The sequence below is a fragment of the Myxococcus sp. AB056 genome, from assembly GCF_006547365.1.
Lineage (GTDB): Bacteria > Myxococcota > Myxococcia > Myxococcales > Myxococcaceae > Myxococcus > Myxococcus virescens.
This window is the reverse complement of the sequence record NZ_VHLB01000077.1, coordinates 25,416-41,586: the sequence shown is the minus strand read 5'-3', so window position 1 is coordinate 41,586 and position 16,171 is coordinate 25,416. Positions and strand designations below refer to the sequence as shown.

The window sequence follows — 16,171 nt, the reverse complement described above, 5'->3', positions numbered from 1 at the left end:
CGGCACGCGCGACGGCAAGGTGCTGCGCATCTCCACCGCTGACGGCGCCACGTCCGCGCTGGCCAGCGGGTTCCAGCAGGTGCGCGGCATCGCGTACGACGCCGCGAACCGCCGCCTCTTCGTCGCGGACCACGATGACGACGAGACTAACGGCACCACCCACTTCCTGCAGATCATCCCGGTCGAATGATGCGAGGACAGGGCTGGGTGTTGCTCTGCGGGCTGGCCGCGTCGCCGGCGCTCGCGGAGGAGGATTGGTTGCGGCCAACGCTGGTGGGCGAGGTGGACTACCGCCAGCATGGCTCGGACGTGGAGGGCTTCGACGGCTTCACGCTCGCACGCCTACGGCTGGGCGCCGAGGCCCGGCCGGTGTCGTGGCTGGTGGCGCGCGGCGTGGCGGAGTGGGCGCTGGAGAAGCCGGTGCTCATCGACGCCTTCGTGGCGTTCACGGGCCTGAAGGACTGGCGAATCTCCCTGGGCTACAACAAGACGCCGCTGTTCCCCAGCGCGCATGACGAGCACCTGGAGGCGCGCGCCATCCCCGAGTTGTCCGGCCTGGACCAGGCGTTCTGGCCCCGGCGCGACCTCGGGTTGGAGGTGAGATGGACGCCCTCGACGCTGCCGCTGGAGACGTGGGTGCGGGTGGGCAATGGCTCACGCAGTCCGCTGGGCAATGACAACCAGCACCCCGCGCTGGATACGCGCGTGGACGGACGATGGGGCCGCTCGGCGGGAGCGACGCAGTCCTTCTGGGGCGCGCGGGTGGGCGCGGGCGTGCATGTGGAGAGCGCGTTCGACCGGGCCGGCATCGGAGGTACGGGGCCGCAGGGCTTCGTCTACTACCGGCCTCCGCCCATCAGCGGCACGCGCACGGTGACGGAGGCGCACGCGCGCGTGGACGCGGGACGGCTGCGTGTCGCGGCCGAGGCCGCCGCAGCGTGGGAGCGACGCTCGCGCGACACGGACGGCAACCCAGGCACCCCGCGCGAGGCGCTGCCCACGATGGAGAGCCAGGGCGCCTCGCTGGAGATGTCCTATGTCGTATGGGGCCAGCCCCGAAGCGATGGCCCCCTGTGGCCCCAGGCGAGCGCGAGCGACGCGGACGCGCTGGAGACCCTGCGCGCGGGGAAGCTGCCGGACGGCGCGCTGGAGCTGGCCGCGCGCGTCGAACGCCTGTGGCTGGGGCGCGGCGCGTCCGACGTGCCGCCAGGAGGCTCGCGGAGCGGCGCGCTGGCGGTGCGTTGGTGGGCAACGTCCTTCCTGGGACTTGGCGCCGCCGGCTACGTGCAGCGCTATGATACCGCGCCGCTCGAGGAGCCCGACCGGCGCACGTCCTGGCTGGTGCTCGCGCGGACCACGGTCAGCTTCCACTAATAGATGGGGCTTCTTGGGGCGGCACTTCGAGAACTCCGTCTTCGGAAGTGCTTCAGGAGAGAGCCCACTCCACGGTCCCATCATTCCTTGACCTTCAGCCACGCCTGGCGCCGGACGGGGTACGTCGAGCAGATGCGGCGCCACGTCCACACCTCGCTCTGCGTCCACCAGTCCGCAGGTGGCTGGAGGCCGACGTCGCGCAGGTTGCCGATGCCACGGTAGCCGACGCCGTCGAGCCCGTAGGCGGCGTTGGACTCCAGCACCAGCACCTTGTCCGTCTCCGGGTGGAAGTCCGCGACGAGGAAGGTGTGCCCCGAGCCCCATTGGCTGCGCCACCCCTGGATGAGTGTCCAAGGGTGGGGAGGCACGTCCGCCGACGGCGCCAGCAGGGCCATGCCGGACTCGGCGGCTGCCGTCACCGGAGAGAAGTAGTCGGTCGTGGAGGCGATCATCATCTGCCGGTGGCGGCGTACGTCCCACGAGAAGACCGCACCATGCGCCTCGGAGAAGGCCTTCACCAACAAGGCCTCGACGAAGGTGCAGCAGTTGTTCAGCCGGGGCGGCGCGAGTTGAACGCGAACGCCGGGCAGCGCCCACGGGTAGTACGCCCGACTTACGTCGTACCTGTAGTCGGGGAACGCTCCCAGGAGCGCGATGAGCCGCGCCTCCGGGACAGCCAGCGGCTCGTTGTCGAACGACAGCCGGGCCATGGCAGGCGCGCACTCCTGGGAAGCGAATGTCGCGTAGCGCTGGGCGCGCCAGCGCGTGCAGACCCAGGTGTCGAGCGCGCCCAGCTTCGGCACCAGCAGCCGGGCGTAGTCGGTGTCCAGCGTGGGGTGGTGGGCCTTCTCCTCGAGCACGAGGTAGTCCCCCGCCTCGACGTAGCCTCCGGGCTGCGTGCTCGTGTCCGGCAGCGCGAAGCCACGCAGGCGCGCGGGCAATCTCGCGACACGGTAGGTGTCCATGGTGTCTCCTCCGCGTTGAAGAGGGGCTTCAACGTGCTCACCATGGACGGCGCGACCGACCCGCTCCTGCCATGAGGAGCGGGGTTCGTGCGACCAGCACTCCGCGCGGATACAGCGCGCGTCAGGGCACCCAGTCCGCGTCGGGCGCGTCATCATCGTCGGCGCGCCACGCACCGCAGTGGACGCAGAACACCCATCCCTCGTAGCCGGCCCGGGCAGCAGGGTGCTCGGGGTACTCCTCGGCCGTCACGAGGAAGTCGCTCGGGTGGTGTGCCTCGTCCTCCCGCTCCGGGCACCCGCATGGGCACGTCGTCACGTCGGCCGTCGTGGCGGCAACGTCACCAGTGGACGCGACGCCGCGCGCGTCCCCTTCTCGCATCAAACACCCCTGGCCTGGATTCATCGACTGTCTCTCCCAATCGTCTCTGTGAGTCTCGGCAGCAGAGGCGCCCCCACGCATGCGCTTCGGCTCGCGCGTGGGCTCCCTCTCTTCAGCCGCAGGTGTTGCCAATAGCGCTCTGTCTTCCGACGAAGACAACTCATTGATGCGCAGTCCCTGAGAGAAAAAGCACGCGCTGGATGTCCCCGAAATTGGGCCCGCGGCCTTTGTCTTGGCTGGAGGCAAGGCGTGCGGCTCCCAACGCCCTCTCACGTGGGGGCGCCCCTCCCACCGCGCGCCTTGCCTCCACTTCGTGTGGGAGGCCCGTGTGCAGAGCGTCGTCAGAGTCTTCGTCCTCTCCTCCCCCTCGGGCGCGCCACACCCCGGGCCGGAGTTCACCGTCGAGTCCTCCACCCACGACAACCTGCTGGAGGCAGTCCACGCCGAGGTGGCAGCCCGCGGCCAACGCGTGCGCGCCGTCTCTCACACCCCCACGGGCCTCCTTGCCTACGTGGAGGACCGCCCGTGACGGGGCCTGCGGAGGTCCACCAAGCCGAGGAGCGCCTCCAAGCCATCCTCAAGGCAGTGGTGGTGGGCGCCCGCGTGGATGAGCCCGCCAGCCGCCCTGGGGGCGAGGAGGCCTTTGCCTTCAGTGAGGCAGGCGCCCTCACCCCTCCCTATGAGCCGGAGGCCCTCTGCCTTCTCGTCGAGCACTCCAACTCGTTGCGGCAGAACGTCGACGCCTACGCGACGAACATCGACGGGTTCGGGTACCGCTTCGAGCCTGCCATCGACTTCGACGCCGACGGCGCCCGGGAGAAAGTGGCCGACGCCATGGCCCTGGAGCGCCTGGCTGCGCGTGACGCGGGCACGCTGCCCTCGGGGACGCCCCCGCTTCCCACGGACGAGGAAGTCACCGCCCATGCCGAGGCAGTGCGTCAGCAGGCCCGGGTGGAGAAGGCCCGCCTGGAATCCTTCTTCGACTTCTGTTGCTTCGACGGCAGCTTCGTCGAGTTGCGTCGCCGCACCCGCCATGACTTGGAGGTGACGGGCAACGCCTACTGGGAGGTGCTGCGCGACGGGAAGGGCGACATCGCCCGCTTCGTCTACGTGCCCTCGTACACAGTGCGGCTCCTCCCTCTCGACAAGGAGGCCGTCGAGGTGCGCGAGCGCGTGCGCATCTCCGCCGTCAGCTTCGACACGGTGAGCACCCGTCGACGCCTGCGCCGCTACATCCAAGTGCAGGGCAGCGAGCGGGTGTTCTTCAAGTCCTTCGGGGACTCGCGCGTCATCTCCCGCCTCACCGGCCGCGTCTTCGCGAGTGTCGCCGCCCTCAAGGCCGCGGACGCCTCGGACGGCCCCGCCACGGAGCTCATCCACTTCGCCATCCACTCGCCGCGCTCGCCCTACGGCATTCCGCGCTGGGTGGGCACCCTGCTGTCCGTCCTCGGCTCCCGGCAGATGGAGGAGGTCAACTACCTCTACTTCAACAACAAGTCCGTCCCTCCCCTCGCGCTGCTCGTCTCTGGAGGGCGGCTCTCCGACGCGTCCGTGCCGCGCATCGAGCGCTTCATCGAGGAAAACCTCAAGGGCAAGGCCAACTTCCACAAGATTCTCATCCTCGAGGCGGACGGCGCCGGCACCGGCGACGGAGGCCGCGCGAAGATTGAGCTGCGCCCCCTGACGGACGCCCAGCAGCAGGACGCCCTCTTCCAGCAGTACGACCAGCGCAACATCGACAAGGTGGGCAGCGCCTTCCGCCTGCCGCCGCTGCTGCGCGGCGACGGCCGTGACTTCAACCGCTCAGTGGCCGAGGCCCAGCTGCGCTTCGCCGAGGACCAGGTCTTCCAACCCGAACGCGATGAGTTCGACTTCCTCCTCAACCGCAAGGTGCTCGCGGACATGGGCGTGCGCTTCTGGCGCTTCCGCAGCCAGACGACGGCCACCCGAGACCCGGAGCGCATGACGGAGATGGTGGAGCGCCTGGTGCGCGTGGGTGTGCTGACTCCCGAGGAGGGCCGCCACCTGGCCGGCGACATCTTCCACCGCGAGTTCCGCAAGATTGCGGACGACTGGGTGAAGCGCCCCCTCACCCTCACGCTGGCGGGCATTCAGACGGGCGTCGAAGACTTGAAGCCCCAGAAGGACAAGGGCTCACTGCTGGGCGAGGCGAAACGCCTCTTGGGGCTGCGAGAAGAGCTTCGGGCCGAGGAGGAGCGCCTGGCCCAGGGACGCCTGGCGCTGGCCCGCCGGTACATGGACACCGAGCACGTCCCCGTCCCCCGCGAGGAGTTCGACACCTGGTTCTCGGGGCACTCCACATGACACCCGAGCAGCTCCAGCGAGCGTGGGTGCTCCAGGCCCAGGCCGACGCCGAGCGCGGTGTCCTGGAGTGCCGCATGTGCCGAAAGCGCGGTCCCCTGGAGGAGACGACGACGCTGTGGCGCAACGGCCTCCTCGTCTTCGCCCTGTGTGACAGGTGCTCGGCCAGCCACGACGTCGTCTTCTCCCCCACTGCGGCCGGCGTCGAGGTGCGCGCCAGGCGCCGCAGCTCCGTGGAGTTGGTGACGCAGGAGGTGCCCCGTGTGCACGGCCCCCGCTGACAGCCTCCTCCTCCTGCACGAAGCGCGGGAGGTGGCGGACGCTCTCCTGGGAGACGTCCTCCGGCTGCCGGTGGCCAAGGCCCTGGACGTAGGCACCGCTGCAGGCATGGACCGCGCCGTGGCCCTGCTTGCCGCACGCCTTCGCCGCGCCGTCGGGCGCGCGGACGTGGACGCCATGCGAGAGGCGGTGGCCGTCCTCGACGTGGACTGGAGGAAGACGACGGCGGCCCAGCGCAGGCGCCTCGTTGCCCGGTCCCTGGAGGCCGCGGGCCGGCGGACGGCCGTCATCCCCTCCCGCATCCAGGCGCCCCTCGGCGACGCAGCCGAGGAGGTGGTGGCGTCCACCCGCAGCCACGCCCGGCGCGAGCAGGGCCTCGCCCTCGCCGCCCGATTCAACGCCATGGACAGGCGCATCGCCCAGCACATCGTCCGCACCCAGGGCAACTTCGTCCGGGACGAGTACGGGCGCCGGCTGGACGCATTCGGCCATGAGGCCCGGCGCCTGGTGGCCGAGGGGCTGGAGGCCGGCCTCGGCAGGAGCGATATCGCCGAGTCGCTGGAGAGGGCCGCACGCGGCGCCCTCATCGAGCGGGCCCCCTTCTACTGGGAGGTGGTGGCGAGCCACTTCGTCAGCCAGGGACGCTCCTTCGCCCAGGTGAGCAGCTACGCGGAGACCGGCGTGCGCAGCTACCGCATCGAGGCCGTCCTCGACGAGGCCACCACCCAGGCGTGCCGCTTCCTCCATGGGAAGACATTCTCAGTGGCGGATGCCCTCAAGCGCTTCGAGCGCGTCGAGTCGCTCGATCGGCCAGAGGACGTGAAGCAGGAACTGCCCTGGGTGAGGGAGCGCCTCGACGCAGACACCGGGCGTGCCCTCCTCTACGTCAACCGAGGCGGCCAACAGACGCGCTTGGCCGAGGTGCTCCGCTCCGCCGCTGGCACCCGCGACGACGTCGGCGAGTTCCGCTCGCTCGCTTCGGACAGGCAGCTCGCGGACGCGGGCGTGGGCTTCCCGCCGTACCACGGCCTCTGCCGCACCACGACGCTCGCCGTCACTTAAGTGATGTCCCCGATTTCGCGCCGCAGGCCTTTGTCTCTTTCGGAGACGAAACGCCATGCAGGCCACCTCGACACCGACCCCCACCTCACCTCCGACGCCGGAGGGCAACACGACGACGCAGGAGTCGACCTCCACGGCCAAGGCCGAGGCGACGCCCATCGTCTGGCCTCGCGACCTCAATCTCCCCACCTCGGGAGAGCTGACGTGGGGCTTCGACCCGGAGGGCCTCCAGGATGGGTGACGCCCTCACGAAAGCCCTCGCCCGGGCCCGGCACGTCCTGGAGTCCCTCCAGGGTGAGCCGGTGGAGAAGACCATCTGGGGCAGCCCTGCTGGCAAGAAGCGCCTGGCGAAGCGCTTGGTGGCAATGCTGCCCGCGCACAAGACGTACGTGGAGCCCTTCGCCGGCAGCGCCGCCGTCCTCTTCGAGAAGGCCCCCTCGGACGTCGAGGCCATCAACGACGCGGACCCCGAAATCGCCGACGCGTACCGGCTCATCCAGAAGCTGACGCCAGCGGGCCTCGCCAAGCTGAAGAAGCTGCCGTGGGTCGGCGACGAGAAGACCTTCAAGAGCCTCTTCGACTCCAAGCCGAAGGGGGACGTGGAGCGCCTGCACCGCTTCCTCTACCTGACGCACTTCTCCTACGGGAAGCTGCGCGGTCGCAGCGTCAGCCCCAACGGCATGGGCGTCGAGGCGAAGACGCTCGCCCGCATCGAGCAGCACGCCCCGCGCCTCAAGCGCGTGAAGGTGTACGCCGGGGACTACGAGAAGGTGGTCCGCAAGTACGACGGGAAGGACACCGTCCTCTTCCTGGACCCGCCCTACCCTGGCTACAACGTCGACGTCGGCGAGGGTGACTTCGACGAGGAGCGCTTCTATGGCGTCCTCAAGTCGCTCAAGGGCCGCTGGCTCATGACGTATGGCATCCGGGGGAAGTTGCCCGGGATGTTGAAGGGCTCCGGCTTCCTCGTGAAGCGCATCCGGACGCCTCGCACCATCGCAGCCATGCGCGGCGTGGGCGGCTCCTCCGTGCTGACGCAGCTGCTCGTCAGCAACTACCAGCCCGCCGCGAAGGCACTGGAAGGTGACGGCGACTTCGCCGTGGACGACTGGAAGCCGGAGGAGCCGCCCGGCACCGCCCCCTTCGCTACCACGACGTCCCTCCTCAAGGGCGTCGAGCCCGACGACGAGCGGTACGTCCTGGGCGTCGTCCTGGAGCCGGAGACGGTGGACGCGCAGGGCGACCTCTACTCCGCAGCGGAGATTCGCCAGGCGGAACACCGCTTCATGGAGGAGTTCGGTGGCCTGGGCCTCATGCACCAGATGCGAGTCAATGGGCACGTGAAGGTGCTGGAGAGCTACCTCGCTCCTGTCGACTTCTCCTTGGGCGAGGTGCAGGTGCGCAAGGGTACCTGGCTTCTCGCCGTGCGCGTCCTCTCCGACGAGCTCTGGGGGCGTGTGAAGGACGGGCAGTTGACGGGCTTCTCCATTGGCGGCACCGCGCGCCGCCTTCCCGAGGCCTCCCCGTCTTCCGAGACGCCCCCTTCCGACACACCTGCCGCTGACACCCAACCGGAGGCCGCATGACGACCACCGCCCAAGGCCCCGCGTCCGTCCACCGCCTCGTCGACATGGTGGTGGAGGAGGTGTCCCTCGTGGACAGGGCCGCCAACAAGCACCGCTTCCTCCTCGTGAAGCGAGACGGAGACACCATGGACAACGCTTCCCAGGACACCACGCAAGCCGAGGGCGCGAGCAGCACCGCCTCGGACACCAACAAGGCCGAGGACGCAGTCCTCACCGCTGCCCAACAGGCCCTCGAAGCGGTGACGGCCCTCGTCGAGGCGTTGGCCTCCACGGATGGCATCGACGGCGTGCGCGTGGTGGAGGTGGCCCAGCACCTGCGCGCGCTGGCCGACGCGCTGGAGGAGAGCGAGGACGACTCCGAGGACGAGGAGGATGTCGACGCGCGCGCCAAGGCCGCCAACCCCGCGCCGCCTCCTCAGTCGGCTCCGCCCGCGCCCGCGACGAGCCCCGACGCCTCCGGCGTCATGGAAGGACTGACGAAACTCACCGACGCCGTCCGCGCGCTCGAGGGCTCCGTGAAGGAGCAGCACCAGCGACTGGGGCGCGTGGAGAAGCAGTTCGGCCTGCCCAACAGCAGCGCCCCCGCGGAGCGCCCGCCCAAGCCCCCCGTCGAGGACGTCGGCTGGCCCCTCGACATGAACAAGCCCCTCAACCGGGAGAGCGTCGACAAGGCCCTCTCCTTCCACGACGTCTGACGTCCCCACCCGCCACCAGGAAGCCTCAACGCCGAAGGAATCCCCATGAGTCGTATCGACAACAGCACCCTCTTGGCCAAGGCGGACCTGGCCCTCGCCGACCTCACGGCCGGCGGAGGCGTCCTCCAGCCCGCGCAGGCGCAGAAGTTCCTGCGACTCCTCATCAAGCAATCGGTGCTCCTCCAGCAGTGCACCGTTGTCCCCATGGCCGCCCCCAAGCAGCAGTTCTCCAAGCTGAAGTTCGGCAGCCGGATTCTGCGCCCCGGCCAGGAGGCCACCGCCGTCCCCGCCGCCCAGCGCGTGAAGCCCGACCTCTCCCAGGTGGAGCTGGACGCGAAGCTCTTCAAGGGCGAGGTGCGCCTCTCCGACGAAGTGCTCGAAGACAGCATCGAGCGCGGCGAGCTGCGCCAGACGCTCATGGAGATGCTCGCGGACGCAATCTCCAGGGACATGGAGGAGATTCTCGTCAACGGGGACACGGCCTCGGCAGACCCTTTCCTCGCCACGATGGATGGCGTGCTGAAGCAGGCCACCAGCAACGTCGTCGACGCGGCCGGCGCGCCCATCAGCAAGGACGTCCTCGGAGACCTGCTCAAGTCGCTGCCCTCGGAGCACCTGCGCGACAAGAGCAGCATGGGGTTCCTCTTACCAGCGTCGACGCGGACCTGGACTACCGCAGCACGCTCGCGGAGCGGGCCACGGCGGTCGGCGACAAGTTCCTCGAGGGCGATGCGCCGGTCCTCTACTCGGGTGTCCCGGTGCGGCCCATCCCCCTCTGGCCGGAGAACCTCGGTGCGACGAATGACCGCACGGCGGTGTTGCTGACCAATCCCAAGAACATCCACGTCGGCATCTGGCGGCAGATTCGCATCGAGTCGGCGCGCGACATCTCCGAGGGCACACTGAAGGTGGTGGCCACGCTGCGCTTCGACGCGAAGTTCGCCGAGGAGTCGGGCACGGCCAAGGCCATCAACGTGCAGTTGTGAGGCTCATCATGGACAACACCTATCTCGTCCGACTGAAGGCCTACGACGCGCGCCGGGGCCACGTGCTGCGGCGCTACACGTATGCCGGAATCAAATTCCAGGAGGAGCGCGGCTGGTACCGGGTGGAGAAGCCGGTGGCGGACTACCTGCGCACCGTGCACCAGTTGCCCGGCGACACCTACTCGCCGCTCGCCTTCGACGTGTCCACGGAAGCGGAGGCGAAATCCCTCGACGCCACCGAGGCCGACGAGGCCCGCGTGAAGCGCAGCGCCAGCGACGAGCTGAAGCTGAGTGCAGCGCGGCCCGCCGGCACGCTGACGACGGAGGACCTCCCGAAGGCCAGCGAGGAGAAGGACACCCGCCGCGCCAAGCGGGAGAAGGACTGACGTGTACGCCACGGTGGCCGACATGCGCGCCGAGGGCGTTACACCGGCCATGGCGGGCGACACCCGCCTGGCCGTCCTCCTCGACGAGGCGACGCGCACCATTGACAAGGTGACGGGGTGGCACTTCGAGCCGCGCTCGGCGACGTTGCACTTCGACGGGCGCGGCACCCCGTCCCTCTGGCTGCCGGTGCCGCCCATCCGCATCTACCGCCTGGCGCTGTACGGGGCGGACGTGTCCTTCTCCAGGGAGCACCTGGTGGTGGTGGGTGCCCCGGTGGGCCCGGGCTTCGATGGGCCACGCCTCACCTTCCGCCATGGCCGTGTCTTCCCGCGTGGTGAGGGCAGCGTCACCGTAGGCGCGCGCTGGGGCTACACCGAGGCGGACGGGACGCCGGAGGGGCGCACGCCGCCCGCCATTCGCCGCGCCTGCATGCTTCTCGTCCTGCGCAGCCTCTCGCCCTTGGCGGATGAAGACTCGTTGGAGGAGCGCACGCGCTGGCGGGTGGTGGAGGAGCGCACGCGAGAGCAGAGCTACCGCCTCGACAGTGTCCGCCCCTCCGTGCGGCCTCTCACCGGAGAGCCCGAAGTGGACCTTTTTCTCTCGGCCTACGTGAAGCCCTCGCTGCCCGGAGCCGCGTAGTGCGAGGCCGGCTCATCTACCCCTTCTTGGCGGAGCTGTACCGCTTGGACACCGCCGCCATGGCTGGCCCCGGCCCAGGCCCCCATGCCAGCGGGTACGACGCGGACTTCCGCGAGCCGGTGCTGGTGGACGCGGACGACGACGGCGTGGCCGAAGCCTTCCGCCGCGAATTTCCACCCGTGCGTGTCCCCTGCCAGGTGGAGCCGGATGCCTTTGCTTCATTGCGAATGGCACCTTCCGGCAACAGCCCCCGGACGAGCTTCGAGCTCGTCTTCCACTTCCGAGACTTGGAGCGCCTCGGCCTCGTCGACGCGGCCACTGGCGACGCCCTCATCCGCCCCAGCGACAGGTTGGGCGCCCTCTACGACGTCGCGGGCGCCCTCGTGCAGGCCGTGAGGACGCCGCCCGGGCTCTACGTCACCGAGGCACGTCCCACGGGCTTCGGACTCCACCGCCGGAGGCCTCGCCGCAACCTCCTTCTCGTCACCTTCAACGACAGGCCCCAAGCCCGAGGACTCGCATGAAAGCACTGCTACTCGCCCCACTTCTCGCCACCGCTCTCCTCACCCGCTGCCGCGCGCCGGACGGGTGTGCGCCGGTATCCACACGGTGCGCTGGCAACGTCGCGCAAATCTGCAACGGCGATGGCAACTGGCAGGTGCTGGCCGACTGCAACGCCGTCAGCGAGCACAGCAGCACGGCCTTCACCTGCACCTACGTCGACGAGGAAGGCATCGCCGGCCACACCTGCCTGCCCACCACCGTGGACGCGGGCGCCGTGGAAGGCGGTGTCCTGTGAAGGGCTACCTCCAGTCCCTGCCTGGCGTGGGCCCCCTCTTCCAGCGCGACTTCCAGCCCGCGGAGGTGTGGGCCTTCTACCAGCACATGCAGTCGCGCCTGCGCACGAAGACGGCGAGCAAGTCGGACTCGCTCGAAATGCAGCTGGCGGCCGAGGTGCTTCGACGGATGGGCATTCTCGACAGGGAGCGCTTCCTCGAGCGCTATGCCACCACCGTTGGCCGCACCCTGTATTTGCCCTTCGAGGTGGGCACGCCGAAGTCCGGTTGGGATTTGTGGGCCCAGGTAGTGGTGTGCGTCCACGAGCACCAGCACGTCGTCCAGCACGACGAGGAGGGCCCCAGCTACGAGTTGGCCTACCTCACCAGCTCCGCCGCCCGCGCCCGCTATGAGGCCGAGGCCTACACCTGCAACCTGGAGCTGCACTACTGGCGCTACGGCACCCTCCCCGCCGTGCGCCCCATCGCCGAGGGCCTCAAGCACTACGGCTGCCGGCCGGAGGACGTGGAAGTCGCCGCCCACACCCTGGCCCTCACCTCTGTGTCCGTTCGCCACGGCGCGGTGGTGAGTGAGGCCACGCACGTAGCCCTCGAGTGGCTCAACTCGCACGTCCCCCACCTGCGGGCGAAGAAGGGCTGAGGCCCCCATGGCCGTCTCGCGCACCGGAGACTGGGCACGGGCCCGCCAACTGCTGGCGGCGGGCTCGTCACGCCTTGAGGGTGCGCTCCAGACGGCGCTGCGCCAGGAGGCGCACGCCCTGCGCAAGGAGGTGGTGCAGGGCCTCACCCAGCAGGCACCGGGTGGAGAGCCGCTCCGCCCGCCTTCGCCCCTCACGCTCGCGGCGCGCCAGCTCGCCGGATTCAACGGGACGAAGGCCCTCCTCGTCTCGGGCGCGCTACGCAACTCCATCTCCGTCGTCGTGGAGGGCGACGAGGCCTTCATCGGCGTGTCGCGCACCGCGAAGAGCCCGGACGGCGAGTCCCTCGTCGACGTGGCGCAGCTCCAGGAGTACGGAGGCCCACCCGTCGTCATCCCCATGACGCCGAAGATGCGGCGCTTCCTCTTCGCGCTGCTGCGCCAGGCCGGCCTGGCTGGCGAGTCGCGTAACAGCGGCAGGGGGCGCGGCGTCATTGTGACTCAGACGCCAGCGCGCCCCTTCCTGCGGCCAGCCTTCGCACGGTTTCGCCAGGGCGCCAGCCGCCGCTTCCTCGCGCGCGTCGCGAAAGAGCTGGGCCTCGGAGGGCCCGGGTAATGGCCGTCCCCTCCCTCGCCTCCGTGACGCCCTCCTCGGGGCCCACCAGCGGCGGCGACATCCTACGCCTCGCCGGGGTGGGCTTCGCCGCGCGGGTGGCCGTGCGCCTGGGCGGACTGCGCGCGGAGGTGATCTCCATGCGCCAGCAGTCGGGCGCCTCGCATGTCGACGTGAGGACGCCGCCCCATGAGGCGGGCACCGTCGACGTGGAGCTGCTCAACCTCTCTGCGGACGGACGCCCCATTCCAGGAGAGGCCGCTGTCCTGCCGGGAGCGTACCGCTACCTGCGCCCGCGCGTCGCGAAGGAAGCGGACCTCACCCGCCTCGTGCGCACCTTGCTGCAGGAGTTGAAACGGCAGGTGGTGGCCAACGTCAGCGCCAGCGTCTCCGTCGACTACGACGACACGGTGGCGGACGGCCTCAACGTCATCGCCATGGCCGCGCTGCCCTCCGTGGTGCTGTCAGGCCCCACGTTGCGCGAGAGTCGTCGCTACTCCACCAACGTCTTGCACGAGGACGTCGTGCAGGGCCCCTCCGGCGCGGAGCTGGTGCGCAGGCGCCCCGCGTACACGGTGGACCTGGCCTTCACCCTCACGGTGGCCTCCGAGCGCACCGCCGAACTCTTCAACCTCATGGCCGCCGTGGCCACCTTCCTCAACCGTAACCGCTGGCTGGCCATGCCGAGGGACGCCGAGGACGCCTCGCGCGGCACCGTCCGCTGGGAGATGGACGCGGACGGCGAGGTGCGCACGCAGCTCGGCAGCCGCGACGACGTGCGCGCCTTCACCTGGGGCTTGGTGGTGCGCGGCTTCGACGTGGACTCGGGCCTGCCCCTCGACCTCGGCAAGGCCGTCGCCGGGACGCACCTCGAAACGGACTCTCTCTCTGGAGGCACCTCATGAGTGTCACCCTCACCAATACCCTGGGCAGGCTCGTCACCTTCCTCCTGCCCCATGAGTCGTACTGCGTCGCGCGCGGCGAGTGCGCCTGCGGCGTGCAGCCAGGCCGTGGCGGCCGACGCCTGCCCTCCTCCCTCACCCTGGCCACGGGTGTGTCGCTGGAGGACGTGCCCGAGGCCGCTCTCTGCGTGCCCGCGGTGGCTGCTGCCATTCGCCGCGGAGAAGTCGCCCTGAAGCGGCAAGCCCCCACGGCCCCGCCGTCGTCGCCACCCTCTGCCGCGCCGGAGGTGTCGGCGCGCGCGTCCCGCAAGAAGCGAGGTGCCTCGTGAGTCGTGAGCTGCTGTCGTCGAAAATCGTGGTTGAGGAGGAGGAGCCTCGCGTCCGTGGCATTCCCTCCGCGCCCACCTCCGTGGCCGGCGCCGTCGGCCTGGCGGAGCGCGGCCCCATCGGCCAGGCGGTGCTGTGCACCTCCTTCGAGGAGTACCAGGCCACCTTCGGCGGCTTCACGCCGGACTCGGACCTCGCCCTCGCCGCCATGGGATTCTTCGAGAATGGCGGCAGCCACCTCTGGGTGGTGCGCACCGCCCACTACGAGGACGCCTCTGACTCCGCGTCGCACACGGCCACGCGCGCGGCGGCGGCCCTCACAACGGGTGGTGGACCGACGCCCGCTGTCGTGCGCGGAACCCTGCGTCCTCCCTTCACGCTGCGGGACGGCCAGCGCCTGGAAGTGTCCGCCAACGGCACCGAGGCGGTGGACGTCGTCTTCTCCGGCGTCGCGGCCTCTGTCTCCGCTGGCCGCCCGGGGCCCTACGCCCTCACCGCCGGACAGTCTCTTCGTGTGCGTGTGGACGACGGGCGGGACGTCTTCATCCCCTTCAACGAGGGGGACTTCGGCGACTTGGCCCAGGCGTCCGCTCAGGAGGTCGCTGCCGTCCTCAACGCCGGACTCGTTGGGGGCCGCGCCACCGTGGAGGACGGTGTGCTGAGCATCGCCAGCGACACCCAGGGCGCCTCCAGCCGTCTAGAGGTGGGCGACGAGGTGGCGGGCGCCCTCTTCGGTTTCCCTGGCGGCCCGCAGGTGGGGAGCGGCAACGTCCAGAGTCTGCGCGCCGTCGAGCTGGCCGAGGTGCGAGCCCTCGTGGAGGCTGCTGTGGCGGGTGTCCGCGTGGCGCCGTCCTCCCTGGGGGCCTTGCAGTTGCTCACCCAGTCCACGGGGCCTGGCGCCTCCTTGCAGGTGCAGGGCGACGCGCGCTCCGGCCTCGGCCTGGACGCGATGCCGCACACGGGCGACGCCTCCGGCGCCACCGACGTCCTCCACCTGGAGGCCAAGGACGCGGGTGCCTACGCCAACCGCCTCGAGGTGGAGGTGCGTCCCTCCACCAACGGCTCCCCCGACACCTTCGACGTCCTCGTCCTCGAGGACGGCGCCTACCGCGAGTCCTTCCCCAACCTCTCCACCGTCGAGGGCGACGCGCGCTACGTCGAGCGCATCCTCAATGACAGGCGCACCGGCTCCACCTACGTCCAGGCTTTCATGGTGCAGCCGGACGCGCTTCCGGACGTGCAGACGGTGGCCCTCTCAGGCGGCGCGGACGGCCTCGTCGGACTGGACGACACCGACTTCATCGGCTCCGAGGCGGGTAGGACGGGCCTCTACGCGCTCGACGAGGTGCAGGACCTGTCCCTCCTGCTGGTGCCCGGGCGCGCCACGCCCGCCGTCCACAACGCCATGGTGCGCTACTGTGAGGTGGCGCGCGACGGCCTCGTCTTCGCCGTCCTCGACTCGCCCTCGGGCTACAGCGCCACGGACATCGTCTCCTACGTCTCGCAGGAAGCCGCCCTCGAAGGACTCTCTGAGCACGCGGCCATCTACTGGCCCCGCGTGAAGGTGCTCAACCCCGCCCGCGGCGTCTTCGGCAACGAGGAGCAACTCGTCGTCCCGCCCTCCGGCATCATCGCCGGCGTCTTCGCGCGCAATGACGGCGCGCGCCCCGGCGGGGTGTACGACGCGCCCGCGGGCATCGAGGCCGGGCGCATGTTCGGCGTCCTCGGCTTCGAGTCCAAGGAGACGTTGGAAGAGAAGAAGCGGGACATCGTCTACCCCCGCCGCATCAATCCGCTCACCACCGGGCCCGGCCTGCCGCGCTTCATCGACGGCAGCCGCACGCTGAAGGCCAGCGGGAACTTCCCCTACGTCGCCGAGCGGCGCGGGGTGTCCTTCATCGAGAAGAGCCTCAAGTCCGGTTTGCAGTTCGCGAGGCACCGCAACAACACCGAGGGGCTGCGCGCGCAGGTGCGGCGCTCCATTGCCGCCTTCCTGCTCGTGCAGATGAAGAACGGGGCCTTCCGCAGTCAGGAGCCCGCCAAGGCCTTCTTCGTCGACGTCTCGGACGCGCTCAATCCGCCGTCCGTGGTCTTCGCCGGCAAACTGGTGGCGCGCATCGGGCTCGCCACCACCAAGCCGGCCGAGTTCATCGTCCTGCGCATCGCCCAGGACACCCGCGCCCTCGAAGCCGAGCTGGCCTCGGCGGGCCTCTAAGGAGAC

General features: G+C 70.1%; 21 protein-coding genes and 1 pseudogene. 20 read left to right on the top strand and 2 right to left on the bottom strand.

The window, feature by feature from the left end; translation table 11 throughout:
• A pseudogene (locus FMP39_RS37545) lies at nucleotides 1-190 on the top strand (hypothetical protein); the annotation flags it as partial.
• Nucleotides 187-1,374: a hypothetical protein gene (locus FMP39_RS27710; RefSeq protein WP_228558385.1), complete on the top strand. Its 1,188-nt coding sequence runs from the start codon at nucleotides 187-189 to the stop codon at nucleotides 1,372-1,374. The pseudogene FMP39_RS37545 and the gene FMP39_RS27710, both read left to right, overlap by 4 nt.
• An 80-nt stretch (nucleotides 1,375-1,454) precedes the next feature.
• Here FMP39_RS27710 and FMP39_RS27705 read toward each other — a convergent pair whose 3' ends face one another.
• Both FMP39_RS27705 and FMP39_RS27700 read right to left on the bottom strand, forming a co-directional pair.
• Entirely contained in the window at nucleotides 1,455-2,339 is an 885-nt protein-coding gene (locus tag FMP39_RS27705) for a hypothetical protein (protein ID WP_141593149.1), read from the bottom strand.
• Nucleotides 2,340-2,460: 121 nt separating this feature from the next.
• Nucleotides 2,461-2,742, bottom strand: coding sequence for a hypothetical protein (locus tag FMP39_RS27700; RefSeq protein WP_228558384.1), 282 nt, complete (start codon nucleotides 2,740-2,742; stop codon nucleotides 2,461-2,463).
• A 289-nt stretch (nucleotides 2,743-3,031) separates the two neighbouring features.
• Here FMP39_RS27700 and FMP39_RS38195 point away from each other — a divergent pair, with 289 nt between their 5' ends.
• Genes FMP39_RS38195 through FMP39_RS27615 form a run of 18 tightly spaced genes read left to right on the top strand, consistent with a single transcriptional unit; the run spans nucleotide 3,032 to nucleotide 16,165 of the window.
• Nucleotides 3,032-3,247 carry a hypothetical protein gene (locus tag FMP39_RS38195; protein WP_228558383.1) on the top strand — a complete coding sequence of 72 codons (216 nt, stop codon included), beginning with the start codon at nucleotides 3,032-3,034 and terminating at the stop codon, nucleotides 3,245-3,247.
• Nucleotides 3,244-5,043, top strand: coding sequence for a phage portal protein (locus FMP39_RS27695; RefSeq protein WP_228558382.1), 1,800 nt, complete (start codon nucleotides 3,244-3,246; stop codon nucleotides 5,041-5,043). Before FMP39_RS38195 ends, FMP39_RS27695 begins: the two co-directional genes overlap by 4 nt.
• The gene (locus FMP39_RS27690; protein ID WP_141593147.1) at nucleotides 5,040-5,321 is read left to right on the top strand and encodes a hypothetical protein; all 282 of its coding nucleotides are present in this window, start codon (nucleotides 5,040-5,042) and stop codon (nucleotides 5,319-5,321) included. The genes FMP39_RS27695 and FMP39_RS27690 overlap by 4 nt, the downstream gene beginning before the upstream one ends.
• Nucleotides 5,302-6,381, top strand: a complete 1,080-nt coding sequence (locus tag FMP39_RS27685; RefSeq protein WP_141593146.1) for a head morphogenesis protein — start codon at nucleotides 5,302-5,304, stop codon at nucleotides 6,379-6,381. Before FMP39_RS27690 ends, FMP39_RS27685 begins: the two co-directional genes overlap by 20 nt.
• A 55-nt stretch (nucleotides 6,382-6,436) precedes the next feature.
• Nucleotides 6,437-6,622: a hypothetical protein gene (locus FMP39_RS27680; protein ID WP_141593145.1), complete on the top strand. Its 186-nt coding sequence runs from the start codon at nucleotides 6,437-6,439 to the stop codon at nucleotides 6,620-6,622.
• Complete coding sequence (locus FMP39_RS27675; RefSeq protein WP_141593144.1) at nucleotides 6,615-7,967, top strand: XkdF-like putative serine protease domain-containing protein; 1,353 nt, start codon at nucleotides 6,615-6,617, stop codon at nucleotides 7,965-7,967. The genes FMP39_RS27680 and FMP39_RS27675 overlap by 8 nt, the downstream gene beginning before the upstream one ends.
• Nucleotides 7,964-8,662, top strand: a complete 699-nt coding sequence (locus tag FMP39_RS27670; RefSeq protein ID WP_141593143.1) for a hypothetical protein — start codon at nucleotides 7,964-7,966, stop codon at nucleotides 8,660-8,662. The genes FMP39_RS27675 and FMP39_RS27670 overlap by 4 nt, the downstream gene beginning before the upstream one ends.
• A 45-nt stretch (nucleotides 8,663-8,707) precedes the next feature.
• The gene (locus tag FMP39_RS27665) at nucleotides 8,708-9,487 is read left to right on the top strand and encodes a phage major capsid protein (protein ID WP_141593142.1); all 780 of its coding nucleotides are present in this window, start codon (nucleotides 8,708-8,710) and stop codon (nucleotides 9,485-9,487) included.
• Nucleotides 9,478-9,648, top strand: coding sequence for a hypothetical protein (locus FMP39_RS27660; RefSeq protein ID WP_158625657.1), 171 nt, complete (start codon nucleotides 9,478-9,480; stop codon nucleotides 9,646-9,648). The genes FMP39_RS27665 and FMP39_RS27660 overlap by 10 nt, the downstream gene beginning before the upstream one ends.
• An 8-nt stretch (nucleotides 9,649-9,656) precedes the next feature.
• Nucleotides 9,657-10,034: a hypothetical protein gene (locus FMP39_RS27655; protein ID WP_141593141.1), complete on the top strand. Its 378-nt coding sequence runs from the start codon at nucleotides 9,657-9,659 to the stop codon at nucleotides 10,032-10,034.
• Between the two features lies 1 nt (nucleotide 10,035).
• On the top strand, nucleotides 10,036-10,674 hold the full coding sequence (locus tag FMP39_RS27650) for a hypothetical protein (protein ID WP_141593140.1): 639 nt from the start codon (nucleotides 10,036-10,038) through the stop codon (nucleotides 10,672-10,674).
• Nucleotides 10,674-11,198, top strand: coding sequence for a hypothetical protein (locus tag FMP39_RS27645; protein WP_141593139.1), 525 nt, complete (start codon nucleotides 10,674-10,676; stop codon nucleotides 11,196-11,198). Before FMP39_RS27650 ends, FMP39_RS27645 begins: the two co-directional genes overlap by 1 nt.
• The gene (locus tag FMP39_RS27640; protein ID WP_141593138.1) at nucleotides 11,195-11,473 is read left to right on the top strand and encodes a hypothetical protein; all 279 of its coding nucleotides are present in this window, start codon (nucleotides 11,195-11,197) and stop codon (nucleotides 11,471-11,473) included. The genes FMP39_RS27645 and FMP39_RS27640 overlap by 4 nt, the downstream gene beginning before the upstream one ends.
• On the top strand, nucleotides 11,470-12,111 hold the full coding sequence (locus FMP39_RS27635; protein WP_141593137.1) for a hypothetical protein: 642 nt from the start codon (nucleotides 11,470-11,472) through the stop codon (nucleotides 12,109-12,111). Before FMP39_RS27640 ends, FMP39_RS27635 begins: the two co-directional genes overlap by 4 nt.
• A gap of 7 nt (nucleotides 12,112-12,118) precedes the next feature.
• Nucleotides 12,119-12,724, top strand: a complete 606-nt coding sequence (locus FMP39_RS27630) for a hypothetical protein (RefSeq protein ID WP_141593136.1) — start codon at nucleotides 12,119-12,121, stop codon at nucleotides 12,722-12,724.
• Complete coding sequence (locus FMP39_RS27625; protein WP_141593135.1) at nucleotides 12,724-13,626, top strand: IPT/TIG domain-containing protein; 903 nt, start codon at nucleotides 12,724-12,726, stop codon at nucleotides 13,624-13,626. The genes FMP39_RS27630 and FMP39_RS27625 overlap by 1 nt, the downstream gene beginning before the upstream one ends.
• On the top strand, nucleotides 13,623-13,952 hold the full coding sequence (locus FMP39_RS27620; protein ID WP_141593134.1) for a hypothetical protein: 330 nt from the start codon (nucleotides 13,623-13,625) through the stop codon (nucleotides 13,950-13,952). The genes FMP39_RS27625 and FMP39_RS27620 overlap by 4 nt, the downstream gene beginning before the upstream one ends.
• Nucleotides 13,949-16,165: a phage tail protein gene (locus tag FMP39_RS27615; protein ID WP_141593133.1), complete on the top strand. Its 2,217-nt coding sequence runs from the start codon at nucleotides 13,949-13,951 to the stop codon at nucleotides 16,163-16,165. The genes FMP39_RS27620 and FMP39_RS27615 overlap by 4 nt, the downstream gene beginning before the upstream one ends.
• Nucleotides 16,166-16,171 lie beyond the last annotated feature (6 nt).

What these genes read in the sequence shown, in the direction of transcription:
- FMP39_RS27710 (WP_228558385.1), top strand. Translation starts at nt 187, where the DNA reads ATGATGCGAGGACAGGGCTGGGTGTTGCTCTGCGGGCTGGCCGCGTCG.
- FMP39_RS27705 (WP_141593149.1), bottom strand. Translation starts at nt 2,339, where the DNA reads ATGGACACCTACCGTGTCGCGAGATTGCCCGCGCGCCTGCGTGGCTTC.
- FMP39_RS27700 (WP_228558384.1), bottom strand. Translation starts at nt 2,742, where the DNA reads ATGAATCCAGGCCAGGGGTGTTTGATGCGAGAAGGGGACGCGCGCGGC.
- FMP39_RS27690 (WP_141593147.1), top strand. Translation starts at nt 5,040, where the DNA reads ATGACACCCGAGCAGCTCCAGCGAGCGTGGGTGCTCCAGGCCCAGGCC.
- FMP39_RS27680 (WP_141593145.1), top strand. Translation starts at nt 6,437, where the DNA reads ATGCAGGCCACCTCGACACCGACCCCCACCTCACCTCCGACGCCGGAG.
- FMP39_RS27675 (WP_141593144.1), top strand. Translation starts at nt 6,615, where the DNA reads ATGGGTGACGCCCTCACGAAAGCCCTCGCCCGGGCCCGGCACGTCCTG.
- FMP39_RS27670 (WP_141593143.1), top strand. Translation starts at nt 7,964, where the DNA reads ATGACGACCACCGCCCAAGGCCCCGCGTCCGTCCACCGCCTCGTCGAC.
- FMP39_RS27665 (WP_141593142.1), top strand. Translation starts at nt 8,708, where the DNA reads ATGAGTCGTATCGACAACAGCACCCTCTTGGCCAAGGCGGACCTGGCC.
- FMP39_RS27655 (WP_141593141.1), top strand. Translation starts at nt 9,657, where the DNA reads ATGGACAACACCTATCTCGTCCGACTGAAGGCCTACGACGCGCGCCGG.
- FMP39_RS27640 (WP_141593138.1), top strand. Translation starts at nt 11,195, where the DNA reads ATGAAAGCACTGCTACTCGCCCCACTTCTCGCCACCGCTCTCCTCACC.
- FMP39_RS27630 (WP_141593136.1), top strand. Translation starts at nt 12,119, where the DNA reads ATGGCCGTCTCGCGCACCGGAGACTGGGCACGGGCCCGCCAACTGCTG.
- FMP39_RS27625 (WP_141593135.1), top strand. Translation starts at nt 12,724, where the DNA reads ATGGCCGTCCCCTCCCTCGCCTCCGTGACGCCCTCCTCGGGGCCCACC.
- FMP39_RS27620 (WP_141593134.1), top strand. Translation starts at nt 13,623, where the DNA reads ATGAGTGTCACCCTCACCAATACCCTGGGCAGGCTCGTCACCTTCCTC.